18 protein-coding genes are annotated in these 20,137 nt (G+C 27.9%); 12 read left to right on the forward strand and 6 right to left on the reverse strand.

The features are described from left to right. Positions 1-102 precede the first annotated feature (102 nt). The 4 genes from A966_RS08210 to A966_RS08225 all read right to left on the reverse strand — a co-directional run bounded on the left by A966_RS08210 (position 103) and on the right by A966_RS08225 (position 4,877). On the reverse strand, positions 103-1,992 hold the full coding sequence (locus A966_RS08210; RefSeq protein WP_008724500.1) for a tetratricopeptide repeat protein: 1,890 nt from the start codon (positions 1,990-1,992) through the stop codon (positions 103-105). Beyond that, positions 1,964-2,509, reverse strand: a complete 546-nt coding sequence (gene nusB, locus A966_RS08215) for a transcription antitermination factor NusB (protein WP_008724501.1) — start codon at positions 2,507-2,509, stop codon at positions 1,964-1,966. The genes A966_RS08210 and nusB overlap by 29 nt, the downstream gene beginning before the upstream one ends. A 119-nt stretch (positions 2,510-2,628) precedes the next feature. Further along, positions 2,629-3,186 carry an adenylate kinase gene (locus tag A966_RS08220; protein WP_008724503.1) on the reverse strand — a complete coding sequence of 186 codons (558 nt, stop codon included), beginning with the start codon at positions 3,184-3,186 and terminating at the stop codon, positions 2,629-2,631. Between the two features lie 92 nt (positions 3,187-3,278). After that, positions 3,279-4,877, reverse strand: coding sequence for a PEGA domain-containing protein (locus A966_RS08225; RefSeq protein WP_008724505.1), 1,599 nt, complete (start codon positions 4,875-4,877; stop codon positions 3,279-3,281). Between the two features lie 320 nt (positions 4,878-5,197). Here A966_RS08225 and A966_RS08230 point away from each other — a divergent pair, with 320 nt between their 5' ends. The 5 genes from A966_RS08230 (at position 5,198) to galT (ending at position 10,583) form a co-directional block, all read left to right on the forward strand. After that, entirely contained in the window at positions 5,198-6,394 is a 1,197-nt protein-coding gene (locus tag A966_RS08230; RefSeq protein ID WP_008724506.1) for a pyridoxal phosphate-dependent aminotransferase, read from the forward strand. 162 nt (positions 6,395-6,556) lie between these two features. Then, positions 6,557-7,756, forward strand: a complete 1,200-nt coding sequence (locus A966_RS08235; protein ID WP_008724508.1) for a pyridoxal phosphate-dependent aminotransferase — start codon at positions 6,557-6,559, stop codon at positions 7,754-7,756. A gap of 525 nt (positions 7,757-8,281) precedes the next feature. After that, positions 8,282-9,073: a pyrroline-5-carboxylate reductase gene (proC, locus tag A966_RS08240; RefSeq protein ID WP_008724510.1), complete on the forward strand. Its 792-nt coding sequence runs from the start codon at positions 8,282-8,284 to the stop codon at positions 9,071-9,073. A 138-nt stretch (positions 9,074-9,211) separates the two neighbouring features. Beyond that, positions 9,212-9,574 carry a response regulator gene (locus A966_RS08245; protein ID WP_008724512.1) on the forward strand — a complete coding sequence of 121 codons (363 nt, stop codon included), beginning with the start codon at positions 9,212-9,214 and terminating at the stop codon, positions 9,572-9,574. A 7-nt stretch (positions 9,575-9,581) separates the two neighbouring features. Further along, positions 9,582-10,583, forward strand: coding sequence for a galactose-1-phosphate uridylyltransferase (gene galT, locus A966_RS08250; RefSeq protein ID WP_008724515.1), 1,002 nt, complete (start codon positions 9,582-9,584; stop codon positions 10,581-10,583). Here the strand turns inward: galT and proB are convergent. Then, positions 10,578-11,723, reverse strand: coding sequence for a glutamate 5-kinase (gene proB, locus A966_RS08255; RefSeq protein WP_008724517.1), 1,146 nt, complete (start codon positions 11,721-11,723; stop codon positions 10,578-10,580). The genes galT and proB overlap by 6 nt on opposite strands. Positions 11,724-11,786: 63 nt before the next feature. Continuing rightward, entirely contained in the window at positions 11,787-13,034 is a 1,248-nt protein-coding gene (locus A966_RS08260; protein WP_039955724.1) for a hypothetical protein, read from the reverse strand. A 233-nt stretch (positions 13,035-13,267) separates the two neighbouring features. On the opposite strand from A966_RS08260, the gene A966_RS08265 reads away from it, so the two are divergent. From A966_RS08265 to rfaD, 7 genes are all read left to right on the forward strand, one after another. Next, positions 13,268-14,143, forward strand: coding sequence for an ankyrin repeat domain-containing protein (locus A966_RS08265; RefSeq protein WP_008724521.1), 876 nt, complete (start codon positions 13,268-13,270; stop codon positions 14,141-14,143). A 67-nt stretch (positions 14,144-14,210) separates the two neighbouring features. Beyond that, on the forward strand, positions 14,211-15,041 hold the full coding sequence (locus A966_RS08270; RefSeq protein ID WP_008724524.1) for a RecB family exonuclease: 831 nt from the start codon (positions 14,211-14,213) through the stop codon (positions 15,039-15,041). Between the two features lie 54 nt (positions 15,042-15,095). Next, positions 15,096-16,364, forward strand: a complete 1,269-nt coding sequence (locus A966_RS08275; RefSeq protein WP_008724526.1) for a GNAT family N-acetyltransferase — start codon at positions 15,096-15,098, stop codon at positions 16,362-16,364. A gap of 50 nt (positions 16,365-16,414) precedes the next feature. Beyond that, entirely contained in the window at positions 16,415-17,320 is a 906-nt protein-coding gene (locus A966_RS08280; protein WP_008724528.1) for an Rpn family recombination-promoting nuclease/putative transposase, read from the forward strand. Between the two features lie 9 nt (positions 17,321-17,329). Further along, positions 17,330-18,526, forward strand: coding sequence for a class I SAM-dependent RNA methyltransferase (locus tag A966_RS08285; RefSeq protein WP_008724530.1), 1,197 nt, complete (start codon positions 17,330-17,332; stop codon positions 18,524-18,526). A gap of 93 nt (positions 18,527-18,619) precedes the next feature. Beyond that, on the forward strand, positions 18,620-19,081 hold the full coding sequence (rfaE2, locus tag A966_RS08290) for a D-glycero-beta-D-manno-heptose 1-phosphate adenylyltransferase (protein ID WP_008724533.1): 462 nt from the start codon (positions 18,620-18,622) through the stop codon (positions 19,079-19,081). A gap of 31 nt (positions 19,082-19,112) precedes the next feature. Further along, a complete protein-coding gene (rfaD, locus tag A966_RS08295) occupies positions 19,113-20,069 on the forward strand; it encodes an ADP-glyceromanno-heptose 6-epimerase (RefSeq protein ID WP_008724534.1) in 957 nt (318 codons plus the stop codon). Positions 20,070-20,137 lie beyond the last annotated feature (68 nt).

Below are 20,137 nucleotides of genomic sequence, written 5' to 3' on the forward strand. Positions count from 1 at the left end.
GTTTTTGAATACTATAAAATCCAAATATAAAAATTGTGAGCCTATAGCAAAGTCATTTGCTATATATTTTTAGCGAACAATTTTTATTAGCAATAATAAGTATTAATACATAAGTTCTTTTTTGCTGAGTACCTGTCTTAAACCGTCTTTAGCCTGAGAATTTCCGCTGTCATAGCTTAAAGCATTTCTATAACTTTCTTCAGCATTATCAAGCTCATTCATTCTGTAATAACATTTACCCAAAACTAAATTAATATCAAACATATCCCTTTTTGATGATGCCAAATTTAAAGCTTCATTATATGCATATATAGCTTCATTGTATTGAAGTCTTCTATAAGAAAATGAACCGTAAAGCATGTAATTTTCAACACTAGGAGACATCTCTACTAATTGTCTGTAATAGGCAGAAGCATCATTATAAGAGCGTATTTCTTCCATCATTGTAGCCAATGTTATCCAAGCATTTTCTCTTACCAATGTAGTATTATTTTCATCATTAGCAGCTATTAGTAATGATTCTTTTGATTTTTCATAATTCTTAGTTTTATAATAAAGCATTCCTGCTCTGTATATACTTTCTCTGTCTTTAGGGTATTTAGAAAGAGTGTAATTATAATAATTTAATGCCTCATTATTATTACCTATACTTTCATAATAAATAGCTAATGTTCTGCTAGGGAAGGCATTTCCAACATCTTCTGCAATAGAGTCTTTTAATAATTTTATTCCTTTATCAGAGTTTCCATAGTATAATTCTAATTCTCCAAGTCTAGGCATAAATATTGCATTATTAGTTTCTATGCTGTATATTTCCTGATAGTATCTTAAAGATGAGATAAAATCTTTTTGTCTGTATGTGATATCTCCAAGTCTTTCCAATGCAGTTTTATATAAATCATCTTTATTATCAGCCATTATAATTTTTTTATAATTTGATTCTGATTCTTTTAACATACTTCCTTTGTAGTATGCATTAGCAAGCAAACCTATAGCTTCATAAGTATTGGTATAATCTTTCATTTTTACCAATTTTAAATAATATTTTATAGCCCTGTCATAAGCATTTTCTTTTTCATATAATTCACCCAATGCAAGTATTGTATCCACATCATTAGGATTTTGTTCTAATATCTGCTCATATACTTTTTTTATGCCGTCATAATCTTCAACCTGCTCATATATTTTCACAAGTCTTTTTATAGAGTCTGGTTTTGTATCTGAATTAGCCAAACTTTTCAAATACATTTCTATAGCACTGTCAGTATCTCCGGATATTACATATATATCACCTAATATTGTAGCAGCCTTATCAGCATATTCTCCTTTGCTTCTTCTCACTAATTTAGTTAAAGTATCATAAGCAACACTTTGGAAGCCTTCATTAAGTGCTATTAATCCTACATAAAATAAAGCCTCATCATTTTCTTCTAAATTTAAAACTCTCTCATAATATCCTTTAGCCAAACGAGGCAGATCTCTTTCCATATAAAATCTTCCCAATGTGAGCAGGCTAGGTATATAATTGCTGTTTATTGATAATGAAGTTTCTAATGATACTAAAGCTTCATCATACATTTCTTTTTTGAGATATGATATTCCTAAATTATGTTTTAACTGCTCATCTAAATACAATGAATTTGTCATAGTATTAAATACTTTTATAGCATCATCATAATCTTTAGTTTCATTGTATATTTTTCCTAGAAGTATATTAGCTTCATATTCTTTTTTAGGATCTATTGTGTTTCTTATTTCTTTTTTCAATATGGATTTGGCTTTATTATAATCTTTATTTTTATAATATTCTTTAGCCAAAGTATAATCATCTACAATTTGAGAATTTAGTTTTACTTTTCCCTGTATTATTGCTACATTTAAAGATATTATAGCTATTAAACCTAATGCCCCTATAGATAATATAAAAACTATCATCTGAATATTTTTATATTTGGCTAATCTTTTATTGTATGTCTTTTTCTTGTATACCATCTAAAATCCCATTTACAAATTTATAAGAATCTTTATCGCTAAAAATTTTAGAAATTTCTACAGCCTCATCTATTACTACAGATTTAGGTATATCTTTCAAAAATATTAGCGAATATATTGACATTCTAATAATTGATTTATCTACATATTGTATTCTTTTTATATCCCAATTATTAGAATATTTTTCTATTAAATTATCTATTCTTTCTAAATTATTTATAGTTCCTTCTACCAAAGTTCTAGTGAATGCAAATATATTTTGAGGTATTTTTTTATCATAATCAAAACTAAGTATTTCATCTATATTTTCTTTTCTATCATTAATTTCATAGGAATATAATGACATAACAGCATATATTCTAGCCTGTCTTCTTGCTCCGTAAGATGATAAATCCAAATCTTTGATATTTTCTTTATTTTTAGATTTTATTATCATTTTTTTCTTAACAGCTTTTCTAGGGAGAGCTTCAGTATTTTCAATTTCATTATTATTATTTATCTCTTTTTCTTCAGACATACACAAACCTGCTGATAATATTTCTTTTTTATATTTTCGGAATATATATCATAAAAATAATTTGCATATAAAAAAGGCTATGATTATAAATCATAGCCTAAAAATATAATAATTATAAATTATAATACATCTAATTCTTTTTTTATTTTGGCATACACTTCTTCAGGAGTGCCTATACTTTCTATTTTTATTATTTTTGCTTTATCTTTATAATAATCTAATACAGGCTTGCTCTGATTTTCAAACACTTTTAATCTGTTTTTAATTGTTTCTTCATTATCATCAGCACGGCCTCTTTTTAATAATCTTTCTATGATTACCTCTTCTGAAACATATATATCTATTACCGCAGATATTTTATAGTTAAGACTTTCTAATATATTAGATAATTCTTTAGCTTGTTCTATAGTTCTAGGGAAACCATCAAGCATAAATCCGTTTTTACAGTCATCTTTTTTTATTCTGTCTTTAAGCATATCAATTACTAAACTGTCAGGCACCAATTCACCTTTATCCATATATGATTTAGCTGTTTTTCCTAATTCTGTACCATTTGAAATATTATCTCTTAACATATCGCCTGTAGCAATATGTGATATGTGATAATCTTTTTCTATTAAGGCAGATTGAGTTCCCTTTCCAACTCCGGGAGCTCCTATAAAAATTATATTAAGCATATTATAACTCCTAAAATTATATATTATGTTAGTAGTATAGTAAATAATAATGTTTTGTCAAATATAATTTAGAATTTTATTTATGTAGGAAGCTACCACCGCCAGGCATACATGAGGTTAACTCCGCTGTAATCTGCATTAAATGAAAGTTCCTCAACAGAAAAATTGCTTTCATTTATCCAAAGCATATAATATACTCCGGTAGTTAAAGCAAAAGCACCTGTTATTACCATTCCAGCTATATATATATTCATCGCTGTATTATAATTATTTAAATTTATAGGCGGTCTGTTAGCGGCATTTTTATATTGATCATAATAGTTAACCATAGTAGAATCTAATATTTCCCCAGCATATATATATGTTCCGACTGTGAATATGGCACTTGCTATAGTAAGTCCTAAAAATATTTTTGTGTTTCTTTCATAATTTTTAAATATTTTGTCAGCTAAAGTAGGTTCATGATATTTTTTCATATTAGGTGTGAGAACTAGAGAGTTCGTACTGTCTACTGTAAATGTTCCATAATAATCTATATAATTTGTGTTTGTTATTTTTATAGAATATGTTCCGAATCCGAAATATCTATTTATTACATTAGTTGGCGTTTCTTTTATTCCATTAATAACTACAGAACTTTCTTCTTCTCCGGGTATATTTATCTGAACCCTTGCACTTTCACTTAGTTCTTTTAATTTGAAATTAAGAAGAATGTTTTCATTGGTTTTTTCAAATGAAAGCATAGTATCTATGGTTTCATAATATTCTTTTTTTATTGTGAATCTGTGATTATTTGTTGTTAATGCCGGCACATATAATGTTTGTCCGCTTTTTCCTATAAATACATCATCTACATATACAAAAGCATCTTCCGGACTTACATCTATTGCTATAACTCCTGTTTTATCTAAGTAACTTATTTTGTTTGCTATTTCCAATGCATAATTTGGTATTTGCTCGTCAATCTTTGCTTCCGGTATCGTTATGGAATACGATGTTATTTTTCTATCTTTAATATATGCTATGTATGTTACAACATTTATATTTGGTCTATCATATTTTATTGAGCCGAATATAGCTATATCAGAATCTCTAGTGAATATATATTTTTTTATATCATCTCCGAAATATTCATAGTAAGTTTTACCTATATCTACTTTTTGGATAAAATCATTGGTGCCTTTTAATATTACATTACTTCCATTATAGTCAAATAGCATTTCATTGGTTTCTAAGAAAAAACCTTCAGTATCTGGAGTAATTAATTGAACATTACTTCTTACATCTCCCCAATTAGTATAAGTTGTGGTTTCATAATTAGTGATAATAGTTATATTGCTCCCTTCGCTTCTGCTGGTATAAGTTATGTTTGTAAATTTAAATACTTTGTAATCGTATGCTTTTTCAAAATCTACAGGAATAATTGTGTAGTTAGTTTCTGACTGAAGTCTTAATGTTTTATTATATTCTATTTGATTTGCAACCGCATCAGCTACTGCGAAGCATAAATAATTATAATTTGTATTATCTCCTAAATTAGTATATACAAATATGTCTATTTTTACATTTTCTTCAGTTGTATAATAAGGTCTTACTTTTTCTATTGTAATTGGTTTTCCGCCGAAAGGGTATAGCGGAATACATAGTAAAACAGCTGCGATTATTAATGTTATAATTTTTTTTATATGCATACCTAAAATTCATTTTTTTATTTTATCGGTCATTTTATATCAAAAAACATCTTTTATCAATATTTTTTAATATTTTATTGACTTACATAAAAAAATAATTTACAGCTATTGTAATTTAATAATTATAATACTATTTTTTTCACTTTATAATGTTATTTATATAATTTTAATATAGTTTTTATTCACAGATAATGTTGTATTTAATGATTTTTTTTATTTATTTATTAATAATGAAATAAAATATCTTGACAATTTTTAATGTTTCGTATATATTTAATTAGTTAAAAAATTACTATTTATAATAATTACGGAGAGCCATCATGGATATATCTAAAAGAATTCAGAGATTAAAAGTTTCACCTGTTAGAAAGTTAAATCCTTATGCTGAAGACGCTGTAAAAAGAGGTATAAAAATATATCATCTTAATGTAGGTCAGCCTGATATAGAAACACCTAAGATATTTTTTGAAGCTATATCTAAATACAGCGGAAAAACTCTTAAATATGAACATTCAAGAGGTATGAAGCCGCTTATTAATAAAATTCAAGCATATTATGATAAATTAGGTGCTCATTATGAGGAAGAAGATATAGTAATTACAAGCGGAGGTTCTGAGGCTATATCTTTTGCTATGCTTGCTATATTCGATGAGGGTGATGAAATATTAGTATCTGAGCCTTTATATGCGAATTATAAAAGTTTTTATGATGTTTATGATATAAAATATAATGCGGTAAGAACTTATGCTGAAGACGGTTTCCATCTTCCTAGCCGTGAAGAGATAGAAAAACATATTACTCCTAAAACTAAAGCATTTATGCTTGCTAATCCTTCTAACCCTACAGGTGTTGTTTATACTCAAAGAGAGTTAGACGATATTGCTTATATTGCTAAGAAATATGATTTATATATTATAAGCGATGAGGTATACAGAGAATTTGTATATGGAGATAGAAAAGCTATTAGTTTTTGTACTTATAAAGATTTAGAAGAAAATGTTATTATAATAGATTCTATATCAAAAAGATTTTCAGCATGCGGAGCTAGAGTGGGCTGTCTTATAAGTAAAAATAAAAAATTGATGACAGCTGTATTTAGAGAATGTCAGGCTAGATTATGTCTTCCTACATTGGATATGATAGGAGCTGCTGCTTTATATGATTTGCCTGATAACTATTTCGACGAGGCTTTAAAAGAGTACGATCATAGAAGAAAGATCATATTTGAAGAGCTTGCTACTATGGAAGGTGTTGTTGCTAAGGAACCTGAAGGTGCTTTTTATGTACTTGCTAAACTTCCTGTAAAAAATGCTGAAAATTTCATAATTTGGCTTTTAAAAGATTTCAATATTAATGGAGAGACTATAATGTTCGCGCCGGGCGAAGGTTTTTATGCCACTGAGGGATTAGGAAGAGATGAAGTGAGAATCTCTTATGCATTAGATGCGAATGATTTGAGAAAATCTATGCATATACTTAGAGAAGCGTTGATTAAGTATAGGGAAATAGATAAATAATAGTCTTATGAATATGAAGAGAATTAAAAGGGGCTGTAATTTATCTTATAGCTCCTTTATTTTTTTATATAGCATATATTAAAATATTACTTATTATTAATAAATAATTTTTTATATTATTAAAATTTTATTTATTATGTATATAACAAATTGGAGTTTATCATGTATCTATCTAAAAGAGTACAGCAGCTTAAAGCTTCGCCTATAAGAAGATTAAATATTTATGCTGAAGAAGCTGCAAAAAGAGGAATAAAAATACATCATCTTAATATAGGGCAGCCTGATATAGAGACGCCTAGTGTATTTTTTAATGCCATTGCTAATTGCAATATGAAAACAGTTAAATATGAACATTCAAGAGGAACAAAAGAACTCATAAGAAAAATTCAGGCATATTATAAAAGATTAGGACTTCATTATGAGGAAGATGAAATAATAATAACCAATGGAGGAAGCGAGGCGATACTTCTGAGTTTGATTGCAATATTTGATGAAGGCGATGAGATGCTAGTGGCAGAACCTTATTATGCTAATTACAATAGCTTTTATGATATACTTAATATAAAAAGGAATATTATTAGAACTTATGCTGAAGATGGATTTCATTTGCCGAGCCGTGATATAATAGAAAAAAGTATTACAAAAAAAACTAAGGGGTATTTATTTTCAAACCCTTCCAATCCTACGGGGGTTGTATCTACAAAAAGGGAATTAGATGATATTGCATATTTGGCTAAAAAACATGATTTTTTTGTTATAAGTGATGAAGTATATAGAGAATTTGTTTATGGGGATAAAAAGGCTATAAGTTTTGGAAGTTACAATGATATAGCGGAGAATGTTATTCTAATAGATTCTATATCGAAAAGATTTTCTGCATGCGGAGCTAGGATAGGGTGTATAATTAGTAAGAATAAGGAATTTATGGAGGCTATTTTTAAAGAATGTCAGGCTAGATTATCAGTACCTACGCTTGAAATGATAGGGGCATCTGCTTTATACGATCTGCCTGCGGATTATTTTGAATCTTCAAGAAAAGAATATGATAGCAGAAGAAAGATTCTTTTTGAGGAGCTTACAAAAATGGATGGGGTGTTTATGAGAGAGCCTGAGGGGGCTTTTTATGTTCTTGCTAAACTTCCTGTTAAGGATGCTGAGGATTTTGCTATTTGGCTTCTTAAAGATTTTAATATTGATAATGAAACTGTGATGTTTGCTCCTGCTGAAGGTTTTTATGCTACTGAAGGACTTGGAAAGAATGAGGTAAGAATGTGTTATGTAATTGATTCAAAAGATTTGAAAAAGGCTATGAGAATTCTAAAAGAGGGTTTGATTAAATATAAAAGAGAAGTAGAGAAGTAAATAATTATTTTATTTTTAAAAATGATGGGAGAGATTAATTTTATACCCTATTTTTATATTAGAGTTGTTTAAAAACTACTTGAAAATATTATTTATAAAATTGTACGATCTGTTGATTTAGTGTATAAATAGATAGTTATTTACCTGACAACTGCTGATGTAAGAATTATTAGTGATGTATACTTTATCTGCACATAGGGTCATACTTACCTAGTATGTGGCACCAACTAGTATTTATCTTTCCTATGGCCGTAAATTTATATGTTACAATATGGGTAGGCTTTGCATTAATTAATAAATAAAATTAGTTTTAAAATAAGTCTAAAGCTAAGGATTATGCAGCTTTAATTTATATATTGGAGGCTTGTAATGTATAAATATATTAGAAAATATGAATAAAGTATGTTCTAAAATAATAAATTAATATAATTATTTATGAAAGTTTAATAAAATATATTTTTACATTTTTTTATATTTTGGTATTATTTTATATAAGTTTTAATTTTTATATAAAAAGGAGTTAATATGATAATAGGATTTATTGGTGCCGGAGCTATGGGCGGAGCTTTAATAGAAGGCTTTATCAAATCCGGAATAGAGTATACCAATATTGTAGCAAGCGTAAAAACTATGGAAAAGAAAGATTATCTTGAAAAGAATCTAGGAATAAAAGTTTATACTGATAATAGAAAAGTAGCCAGCGAAGCAGATGTTTTATTTTTGGCAGTAAAGCCTTATATGATTCCTGCTGTTGCTGCTGAGATATCATCATCTATTAAGGTTGGTGCTACTATTATAAGTGTGGCTGCTTCTGTATCTAAAAAGGACTTATCCAGATATTTTAGCGGAAGCAGAATAGTGAGGATAATGCCTAATACTCCTGTTAAAACATGTAATGGTTTTACATCTGTTGTTGAAACAGAAAATAAGGTTGTTGAGAATGGTGTTGTAGAATTGATGAAAAAAGTAGGAATGGTTAAGGTAATTAAAGAAGAAGAAATACATGCTTATAATGCTATGGCTGGCTGTTCACCTGCTTTTATGTACATATTAATAGAAGCTATGAGCGATGCAGGAGTTGTTATGGGAATAGACAGAAAAACATCTATAGAAATGGCAGCACAGGTTTTTAAGGGAACAGGAGCTATGGTATTGGAATCAGGAAAGCACCCTGCTCAATTAAAAGATGGTGTATGCACTCCTGGAGGACTTACTATAAAGGGAGTTGAGGTTTTGGAAGAAAAGGGACTTAGAAGCGGTATTATAGAAAGTGTTATTGCAAGCTATAATAAATCTATAGAAAGTGAAAAAAAGTAAAAATTGTAGTATAAAATGCCGTTTTTTTATAATCGTTTATTGATAAAAAATATAATTGTAATAATCAAATTAAAAAATTCTATTTGACTTTTTTAACTCAATTATTATAATATGAATATAAGATACTTGGAGAATACTATGGCTAAGAAGACAATTTTAGTTTTAGATGATGAAAAAAGCATTAGAACTCTTTTTGAAGAAGAGTTTAAAGATGAAGGATATGATGTTGTATCCACAGATAGCGGGGAGGAAGCTTTAGAAATGCTTGATAAAGGTACTCCTCATATTGATCTAATAACTTTAGACATAAAAATGCCTAAAATGGACGGCTTGGATTTTTTGGCTAAGGTTAGAGAAAAACATAGAGAATTACCTATCATAATATGTACAGCATATAACAATTACAGACATGAGTTTTCTGTTTGGAATGCTGACGGCTATATATTAAAATCAGGAAATCTTACAGAGATTAAAGATAAGATAAAAAGATTAATAGGTTGATATTTTTATGCCGCATATTCGTAAAGACCCTGTAACAAAGCAGTCTGTAATTATTTCATCTGAGAGAACAGGAAGACCTAGTGATTATGTTAATTTAGATAAAAATCATATAGTTAATTCTGAGCTCAGTTGTCCTTTTTGCAGAGGGCATGAGATGAAAACTCCGGATCCTGTTTATACTGTTTATGCTGAACAAGAAGAAATTTGGCAGGTTAGAATTGTACCTAATAAATACCCTATAATATCTGAAACTCATGAGAATGAATTGCCTAAAGAAAATAAGCTTTTTCATGCCAGCAGTTCTAAGGGGTTTCATGATGTAATTATAGAACATCCTAATCATTATTTTAATTTTTATCATGCACAAACAGAAGATTTTTTCTATATTTTTAAAGCTGTTATGATGAGGCTTAAGGATTTAGGAAAAAATGAAGATATGATGTATAGTCTTTATTTTAAAAATTTCGGACCAGAGGCAGGAGCTAGTCTTTATCATTCACATTCTCAGATTATAACAACTCCTTTTATACCAGTTCAAATGTACGAGGAGATTAGCGGTGCTTTAGAATATTATACTGAAAATGAAAGATGCGTATACTGTGATATAATAAAAGAAGAAAAATCTTTAAATGAAAGGGTAATATGTGAAAATGAAAACTTTATAGCTATATGTCCGTTTGCTTCAAGATCTCCGTATCAGATATATGTCATTCCTAAAGAGCATGCCGACAGCATTATACATGTTTCTAGTTCTAATATTTTGGATTTTTCAAGTATATTAAAAGATATATTCGACAGATTATATAAACTTTTGGGTGAAGTTAGCTTTAATTATGTGCTTCATACTCTTTTGCCTACACTTGAAAATAAATATAAAAATTCAAGTCATTGGTTTTTAGATATAATGCCTAAAATGAGTAAATTGGCAGGCTATGAATTGGGAAGCGGAGTATTTATCAATTCTATTACTCCTGAAGATGCCGCCAATCAATTAAGAACTATATTATAATAATACTATATAATCTCTTGTAATAACAGCGTCATAATTTTTATAGCCTAGTATTTTTAATATATCATCAGAGTGATGTCCAATTATTTTCTCTACATCATTAGAATTGTAATTAATTATCCCTCTAGCAAATTCATTTCCGTTTTCATCTATTATACTTACAATATCGCCTTTTTTGAAAGTGTTAATTACTTTTGTTATACCTATAGGAAGAAGGCTTGATTCTTTTTCTAAAACTGCCTTTTTAGCTCCAGCATTAACCATTAATTTACCTATTATTGTTGTGGCATAAGCAATCCATCTTTTTTTTGTAGAAAGCTCATCATGCTCTTCAACAGGATAGAATATTGTTTTATCTTTTGTTTCAAAAATATCATTAAGTACATTAGGTTTTTTACCATTTGCTATGAATAATGCACATCCGGATCTTGTAACTATTTTAGCAGCCTGAAGTTTTGTTTTCATTCCGCCTCTTCCGCCTTTTGAAGCATCGAGTCCTAAATCTTCTATTTCCTTTGTAACTTCAAATACTTCATGTATGAATTTAGCATTAGGATTGGTTTTAGGATTATCATCATAAAGCCCATTTATATCTGATAGTATTATAAGTAAATCCGCATCCAATTCGCTTGCTACCAAGGCAGAAAGTTTATCATTATCAGAAAAACTTATCTGGGTAACATCATATAATTGTTTAAGCTCATCGCTTGATACTGTATCATTTTCATTTATGATAGGTATAACTTTATATTTTAAAAGCATACTCAAAGTAGAATGCAAGTTTAAATATCTTCTTCTGTTGGAGAAATCTTCTTCGGTTAGAAGTATTTGTGCAGTGATTATATCAAATTTTGAAAATCCGTCTTCATATATTGACATAAGCTGCGACTGTCCTATAGCGGCACAAGCCTGTTTTAAAGCCACTTCATCTAAATCTACGGCATTAATTTTTTTAGCACCTAATCCCACAGCTCCTGAAGTAACTATTAAAACTTCTTTTCCCATTTTATGAAATTTGGCAATGGCTTCTATAAATGAATATATTCTAGCTAAAGATATATAACCGTCATCATTTCTCAAAACATTAGTACCGAATTTGAATACTATTCTATTTATCTTGTTTAAATCTATACTTTTCATGCGAAGTATTATAAACTATATAATAAAAAAATAAAGATTTTATTTTTAATTATTTTTAATAGTTTATTTATTACCCCATACTCCTCCGAATTTAAAACTTAACCCTAAATAAAAATCATTATCTACAGTATAATGTCCGTTTTTTTCATTATAAGAAATAACCCCAACCTGATTTCTATTTTCTAATTCATAATATTGATAATTATTTTTATATACAGGATCATAAGTAAATGTATCTGAAATCATTATTTTAAAGTCATCAGTTACATTAAAAGTTATTTTTAAGAAAGCTCTGTATTTAAGCTGATAAATATCTTCGGCATCAGAAAATATATTATTATCATGTATACCGAAATGAGCAGTTATATCGAATTTCCATAATCTTCTAGCCTCAAAAAATATGAATCCGCTCATACCATAATATGGTTTTCCGCCATTAAAAGTTTGTACTGAAAAATCTGTATAATATCCATTATTGAAGTTAGGCGTATTTGTGTTTGCTTCTCCGGGAAAATATTCATTATCCACTCTTATACCATGTCTGAACCAAAAGCCTTCTATTCCGACCGTAAATCTTCCGTCTCTTCCGTTCTTAAAATAGAAAAATGCATTAACACTGTCGCCCCATTCTTTAATAGGCTGAGAACCTATTTCTGTAATAATGCCTGCTACACCTGTATTAATATAATCATTGCTGTATGCCACTTTAGCCATTAAGCCTTTAGATGAATTGGCATCAAGTCCCATTTCTCCATTGATTAAACCAACTCCAATAAAAACTCCAAAGAAATTTGCTTCTACCATCAAACCTGTATCATATCTTGGTATAAATTGTGTTTCATAACCTATAGGCATGTCTCTTGGTCCTGAAAGTACCGTTGCTTTATTGCTGCTTACGGTGTGATAATAAAATAATGTAGGGAAGTATGATGTCATGGGTATATTTTTTGTGTACGGCTCCAGAACTCCTGCTCTTATTCCTACATATTTAAAATTGATAAATATATTCATTTTAGAGAAATCAAAAACAGGAGGAGACATGTTTTGATAAAATCTTGCTTTATGTGATAATGGCTCATAGAATCTGGCATTAAATTCTGCTTCTATTGATGCATATTTATATTCTTTTATGTAATGCAAATCTCCGTATAATAAAACTCCTAATGTATCTTCATTTCCTGTCTGTTCTATTAAATCGCTCATTCTTCCGTAAGCGACCATTTCTAAAGATGCTGATAATTGTCCGTATCTTTTTATATCATTGGTATTTGTAGTTTGAGAATATGCTTTAATATTTAAGCTAATTAACATAATACAAAAAATAGAGAAATAAAAAAAATTAATTTTACTAATCAACTTTTTATAGTGTTTTTTATTATACTTATTCATAAAAAGAATCTCCTTTTTTTAAATATTTAGATATATTAGTTTATATGTTATAATATATCAAGTAGTAAAATATGAAAATTATTATATTAATTGTTGTATATTTTTAAATATATACTATAATTTTATAAAAATATAATATAGTTGAGGGTATTTCTATGAAAAAAATGTTTGTTGCGGTTAGTTTGTTTTTATTTAATTTTATATTATATTCACAAAATATGACAAATTCCGAAACTTTGGAAAATAATACACTTACCAACTCCAACAATGAATTTTTTGATTATATAGAAAAAGGTGATATTAATAAAGTCAGAGAATTGTTATCAAAAGGAACAAATGTTAATAGCACTAATTCTGAAGGCTGGTCTGCACTACATTTGGCAGTTAAATCTGATAATGCTTTAGTGGTAAAAGAATTATTATCTCATAAAAGGATCAATATGAATCCTGTACTTCCTGCTGATACAATATTAATTGATGAAGAAAATAATAATGGAGAAAATAAATGGTATGCTGATGGTCAGACCCCTCTTTTGCTTGCTTCATATTACGGATATGCGGATATAGTGAGTATGCTTTTGAGCTATGGTGCCGATGTACTTGCTAAAGATAATATAGATAATGCTATGTCTATTCATATTGCTTCAGCAAGGGGATATCCAAATGCAGTTGCTACAATATTAGAATCTGCTGCTGCAAAAAACTCAGGTATAGATATAGTTAATGTCGGCGACAGTACAGGTACTACTCCCTTAATGTGGGCTTCTATGAATAATCAGGTAACAGTTATAGCAGTATTAATTAGATATAAGGCAGATGTTAATATTCAAGATGATGATGGTTGGACTGCTTTGCATTTTGCTGCTGCTTCTGATAGTTATAGAGCTGTAGAGATTCTTTTGAAAAATAATGCAGATGCCAATATAGCCGATATAGAAGGTAAAAAACCTGTGGAGCTTACTACTGATACCGATATAAAAGCTTTGCTCAATAAATATACTTCAGAAGAATCTGTAAATAATAATGAATAATTTAAATAATTGTTAGTGTCATGCAAGTATATTTGCAGGCAATTTTTATTAGTAATAATAAAAAATTATGGAAGCTAAGAAGTTACAAAGATTTAGTGAATACAGCATGTCTACATATTTGCTTTGTCCTAGAAAGTATAGATATACTTATATAGAAAAACCTTTTAAAAAACAAAAAAGAAGTGTTAATGTTTATTTTATATTTGGTAATGCTATACATTTAGCTTGTAAAGAGTTTTATGAACAGAGGGCTGAAGAAAGAACTTTAGATAATTTATATAATATATTCAGAAATGTATGGAAAAGAAGCGGTATAAGGGCATTTTTCAATAGCAGGGAAGAAGAGAAGGAACTTGGTGAGAGAGGTCTTTATATGCTTTCTAATTTCTTTAATTCATTCGGACAGAAAGTACCTTATAAAATAGAAAGCTATATGGAAAATAGGGTTAGGGATTATATTTTATTTGGAAGAATAGACAGAATAGATTTATCTGCTGATGGAACATTACAGATTGTAGATTATAAAACAACAAAGTATTATGATGTCGGTGAAGATAACGAGGAGAGAGAAAGAAAGACAATACAGCTGAAATTATATGCCTGTATATTGGACGGACTTAAATGTAAGGTTACAAGCGGTTCTTATTATCATTTTGAAGATGACAAATTAGATACTATAGAGTTTACTCCTCAATCCATTAATTATTTAAGAGAATGGTTTGATGAGATAGTTGATGATATAAGATATGACAGAGCTTTTGATAAAAAGGTTGGAAGACATTGCGAGTTTTGTGATTTCTTTAAATTATGTCAGGGAAAAGAAGATAATATTGAAAATTTAGTTCTTCCTTCAGATGAGTTATTTATGGCAAGTATAGAAAATTCAGAAAATAATTGACGGCAATTTATTTATATTAACTATGTATTATGTAAGATAATAGGTACAAAATTAATGAGCGTTCATAATAATAAAGATAATATAATCAAGAAGAAAAAAGATAAATTTAGAATAAGATATTTAACATTAGAAGATTTAGATGATTTTAACAATCTATTAAGATATGCATTTCAAGTGAGCAATAATGAGCTTATAAATTTAGGCTATGATATTGATGAAATAAAACAGGCAAAATCTGCTGTATTAAGTAAGGCTAAAGTTTTGGGCTGGTTTGACGGTGAAAAGTTAGCTTCTCAAATTGCTGTTTATCCTATGAAAATGAATATACATGGGGTTATATATAAAATGGGAGGAGTTACCGGGGTTGCTACTTATCCTGAATATTCTAATCTCGGACTTATGAATGATTTAATGATAAAGAGTATCGAGAATATGAAAAAGGAAGGTCAAACTATATCTGTTTTATATCCTTATTCAATACCATTTTATAGAAGAAAGGGCTGGGAAATTATTTCTGATAAGATGAGTTTTGAAATAAAAGATACTCAGCTTCCAAAAAACATAACAGATAGGGGAAGGGTAGAGAGAGTTTCTTCTGACAGCGAAGATTTAATAAATCTTTATAATGAATTTTCTAATACAAGACATGGTTCTCTAATCAGAGGAGATTTAGAATGGGAAGAGTATTGGCGATGGGAAGTAGATGATACTATAGTTGCAATATATTATGATGAAAAAGAAGAGGCTAAAGGTTTTTTGGTTTATGTTATAGAAAATGATGTGTTTCATATAAAAGAACTTGTTTATCTTAATTTTGAAGCGAGACTCGGACTTTGGAATTATATATCGGCACATTTCTCTATGGTAGATAAAGTTCAAGGTTATAATTATACTAATGAGCCTATAGCATTTTTGCTTGAGGACAGCGAAATAAAAGAAACCATAAGACCTTATATAATGGCAAGAATTACTGATGTTAAGGCATTTATTAATGATTATCCTTTTTTAAGAAAGCCTAAAAATAAAAAAATCAATTTAATAATAAAAGATAATATGGCTAAATGGAATAACGGAAGTTTTTTAATTTATTGGGATGAGAATAAAAATACTGTTTGTAAAAGACTTAATAAAGAATATAAAAGAAATGGTAAAGACAGATATATTATAAGAATGAATATTCAAACTCTTACAACAATGCTTATGAGTTATAAATCTCCTTCTTACTTGTACAAAATAGGAAGAATAGAATCTAGTTTAAAAGGAATAAATTTATTGGAATCTATTATACCGAAAGAACAGGTTTATTTTTCTGATTATTTTTAATATTAAAATATTATTTTGACAAACTTTATGATTTTCAGTATAATATATTTATGAGAAAAAATTTAAATACTGCAAAAACTTTTAATCCTTTAAATGATTATTTTATGCGTTATATGTTTGCCAAGGAAGGACATGAACATATATTAAAAAATCTCATTAATTCTGTGAGAATAGACTCTAATCAAGAGCCTTTTGAAGATATAGAAGTTTTGAATACTTTTAACTTAAAAGAAAATGTTTTTGATAAAGAATCAATAGCAGATGTTAAGGCTAAAACTAAATCAGGCGAAACTATCATAATAGAAATACAAAGAATAGGTAATCATTCATTTATATATAGAAGTTTATACTATTGGGCTAAAAATTATTTTACAAATTTAAAATCTAAAGATATATATTCAGATTTAACACCTGTGATAAGTATTAATATTCTTGATTTTAATTTGATAAAAGATATAGATAAGCCTCATAGCTGTTATTTTATTAAAGAGTTAGAAACCAATCATATATTAACTAATCATTTGGAGATTCATTTTCTTGAATTGAAAAAATTTGTTAATAATAATAATTTATATAAAGATTTATCAGATTGGTTTGAGTTTTTAAATTCAAAAGATAAATTGGAGGATACTATGGAAATATTAGTGAAGAAAAACCCTATAATGAAAGAAGTATATGATGAATATAATAAATTTGTTAATAGCAATGATTTGTATAATGGATACACTAATTATGAGAGAGATTATTTTAATGTTCTAATGCTTAATGAAGAGCGTATAAAGGGTATTGAGGAAGGAATGAAAAAAGGTATAGAACAAGGTATAGAACAAGGTATAGAACAAGGAGAAAAAAATAAGGCATTATCTATAGCTAGAAGTCTTAAAAAATCAGGTTTGGATGTAAAATTTATAAGAGATAATACAGGATTAACTATAGAGGAAATAGATAAACTTTGATATAAATTTATGGAAGTTAAAATTATAGACACTGCTTACGGCGGATATGGAATTGCAAAGGATGAAAACGGAAAGGTTATATTTGTAGTCCATAGTGTTGAAGGCGATATATTAGATATTACTATAACTAAAGAAAGCAAAAAATTTTCTTATGCATCTATAAATAGAATAATAGAATCTTCTAAGTATAGAATAAAACCAAAATGCAAGTATGCTGGTATATGCGGAGGGTGTTTATTTAATCATATAGAATATAATAAGCAATTAGATATAAAAAAGAATATAGTTTTAAATGCTCTTAGAAATATTAATTTTAACAAAGAGATAAAAATAATTTGCAGTAAAAATTTTAATTACAGACTTAGAGTTAATATGATAGCCCATAACGGCAAAATTGGTTTTTATAGATTTAAAAGCAATGATTTTGTAAATATTGATGAATGCATTATTTTAAAAGAGAGTTTATTTGAAAGAATAAAAAATTTTGCATCTGAAAACAATATAACAGGAAATATTTATGCTATAGAAAATAATAACATCGAAGCTCTTGCTTTTATTGAACTTAATAAAAAAATAAATATAAAGCCTTTTGAAAAATATTTTAAAGGAATAACAGTAAAGTATAATAAAAATATTAAAAGTTACGGAGCTGACACTATACTTTATAAAACTAAATACGGTAATATTCCAATAGGGCATAAAACATTTTTTCAAAGTAATTTATATCTCCTTGATGATTTTCAATATAATGTTATTAAGTATTTAAATGATAATGACAGCAGCATAATTGAGCTTTATGCAGGAAGCGGGTTTTTTACAGCAGCTTTAGAAAATAGAATAAAAAGTTTTAATAATAATTATAGATTTATTTCTTCAGAGATAAATAATGATTCTGTACTTATAGCAAATAAATATGGTTTTGATATAAAAAATGAAGATGCTTTAATAACATTAAAAAATATCAATTATAATATTGATGTTTTAATATTAGATCCGCCTAGAGAGGGAATTAATAAAAAAGTAATAGATGAAATAATAAGAATTAAGCCTAAAAAAATCATATATGTTTCATGCGATCCTATGACTTTTGCCCGTGATGTCAACCTATTAAAAGAGTATTATAATTTATCAGATTTAAATATTATAGATATGTTTGCTGATACTTATCATATAGAGCTTATTTCTTTTTTAGAATATAAAGTTTAACTAATTATTTATTAAGTTTATTTTGATTCTTGTTATTAATATGTTACATGATATAATTAATATCATAAATATAAAAATTGGAATAAATCAATAATGATAAATAAAAAACTCATAGAAAGAAATAATTTAGACACTGTATTAAATAAATATAGAGAAGAGAATAAAAAGATAGTATTTACAAACGGCTGTTTCGACATACTTCATCGCGGACATGTTGAGTATTTGCAGAAGGCTAGAGAGCTTGGGGATTTACTCATATTGGGACTTAATAGTGATGATTCTGTAAAGCGTTTAAAAGGAAATGACAGACCTATTAATAATGAAATTGACAGAGCTATTGTTCTTTCTGCTTTAGAATGCATTAATTATATATCTATATTTGATGAAGATACACCGCTTGAACTTATAAAAATAGTAAGACCGGATATTTTGGTAAAGGGCGGCGATTATAAAATAGAAAATGTTGTCGGAAGAGAATATTCAAAAGAAACTGTATTAATTGATTTTGTTGATGGATATTCTACTACTAATATTATAAAAAAAATTAATAGTTAATAATAAAATTATAAGAATCGGAGGATTTAATATGATTATAGTAACAGGAGGAGCCGGATTTATTGGTTCTAATATAGTAAGGGGATTAAATGATTTAGGGATTGATGATATATTAATAGTAGATAATTTGAAAAACGCTTCTAAACATAAGAATTTAAATAGAATTAAATTCAGAGATTATATTGATAAAGAAGATTTTAACTCGGATTATTTAAATTCATTTGTAAATGATAATAAAGTTGAGGCTGTATTTCATCAGGGAGCTTGTTCTGATACTATGGAGACAGACGGCAAATATATGATGAAAAATAATTATGAATATACAAAAAATATTTTACATGTATGTTTGGATAAGAAAATAAGATTTTTATATGCTTCAAGTGCTTCAGTATATGGTAATGGTGAAAATGGTTTTGAAGAGAATGAAAAAAATGAATATCCTTTGAATGTTTATGCTTTTTCAAAATATCAGTTTGACAGATATTTAAATAAATTATTCAAAGAAAATAAAGTTCAAAGTCAGGTTGTAGGACTTAGATATTTCAATGTTTATGGACCGCAGGAGAATCATAAGGGAAGAATGGCTTCTGTTGCTTTTCATTTGTTTAATCAGATAAAAGCAGGGGAGAGAATGAAAATATTTGAAGGAAGTGAGAATTTCCTTAGGGATTTTATACATATAGATGATGTTGTATCTGTTAATAATTTCTTTTTTGAGAATGAAAATAAATCCGGTATATTCAACTGCGGCACAGGAAATGCTGAGAGTTTTGTAGAGATTGCTAAGGCACTAAAAGAAGTTTATAAATCAGCTGAAATAGAGTATATAGCATTCCCAGATGCTTTGAAAGGTAAATATCAGAAATATACACAGGCGGATTTAAAGAAATTAAGAGCTATTGGTTATGATAAGAGTTTTATGAATGTTAATACGGGAGTAAAAAAATATGCTGAAGTTTTAGAAAAAAGCGGCGGCTATTTGATGTAAAAATAGTATAAAGTCTTTTACGATTATGATTAATCATGATTATATATTATATAAATATTTCAGGATTT

This window comes from Brachyspira hampsonii 30446, assembly GCF_000316195.1.
In the GTDB taxonomy this organism is placed as follows: domain Bacteria; phylum Spirochaetota; class Brachyspiria; order Brachyspirales; family Brachyspiraceae; genus Brachyspira; species Brachyspira hampsonii_C.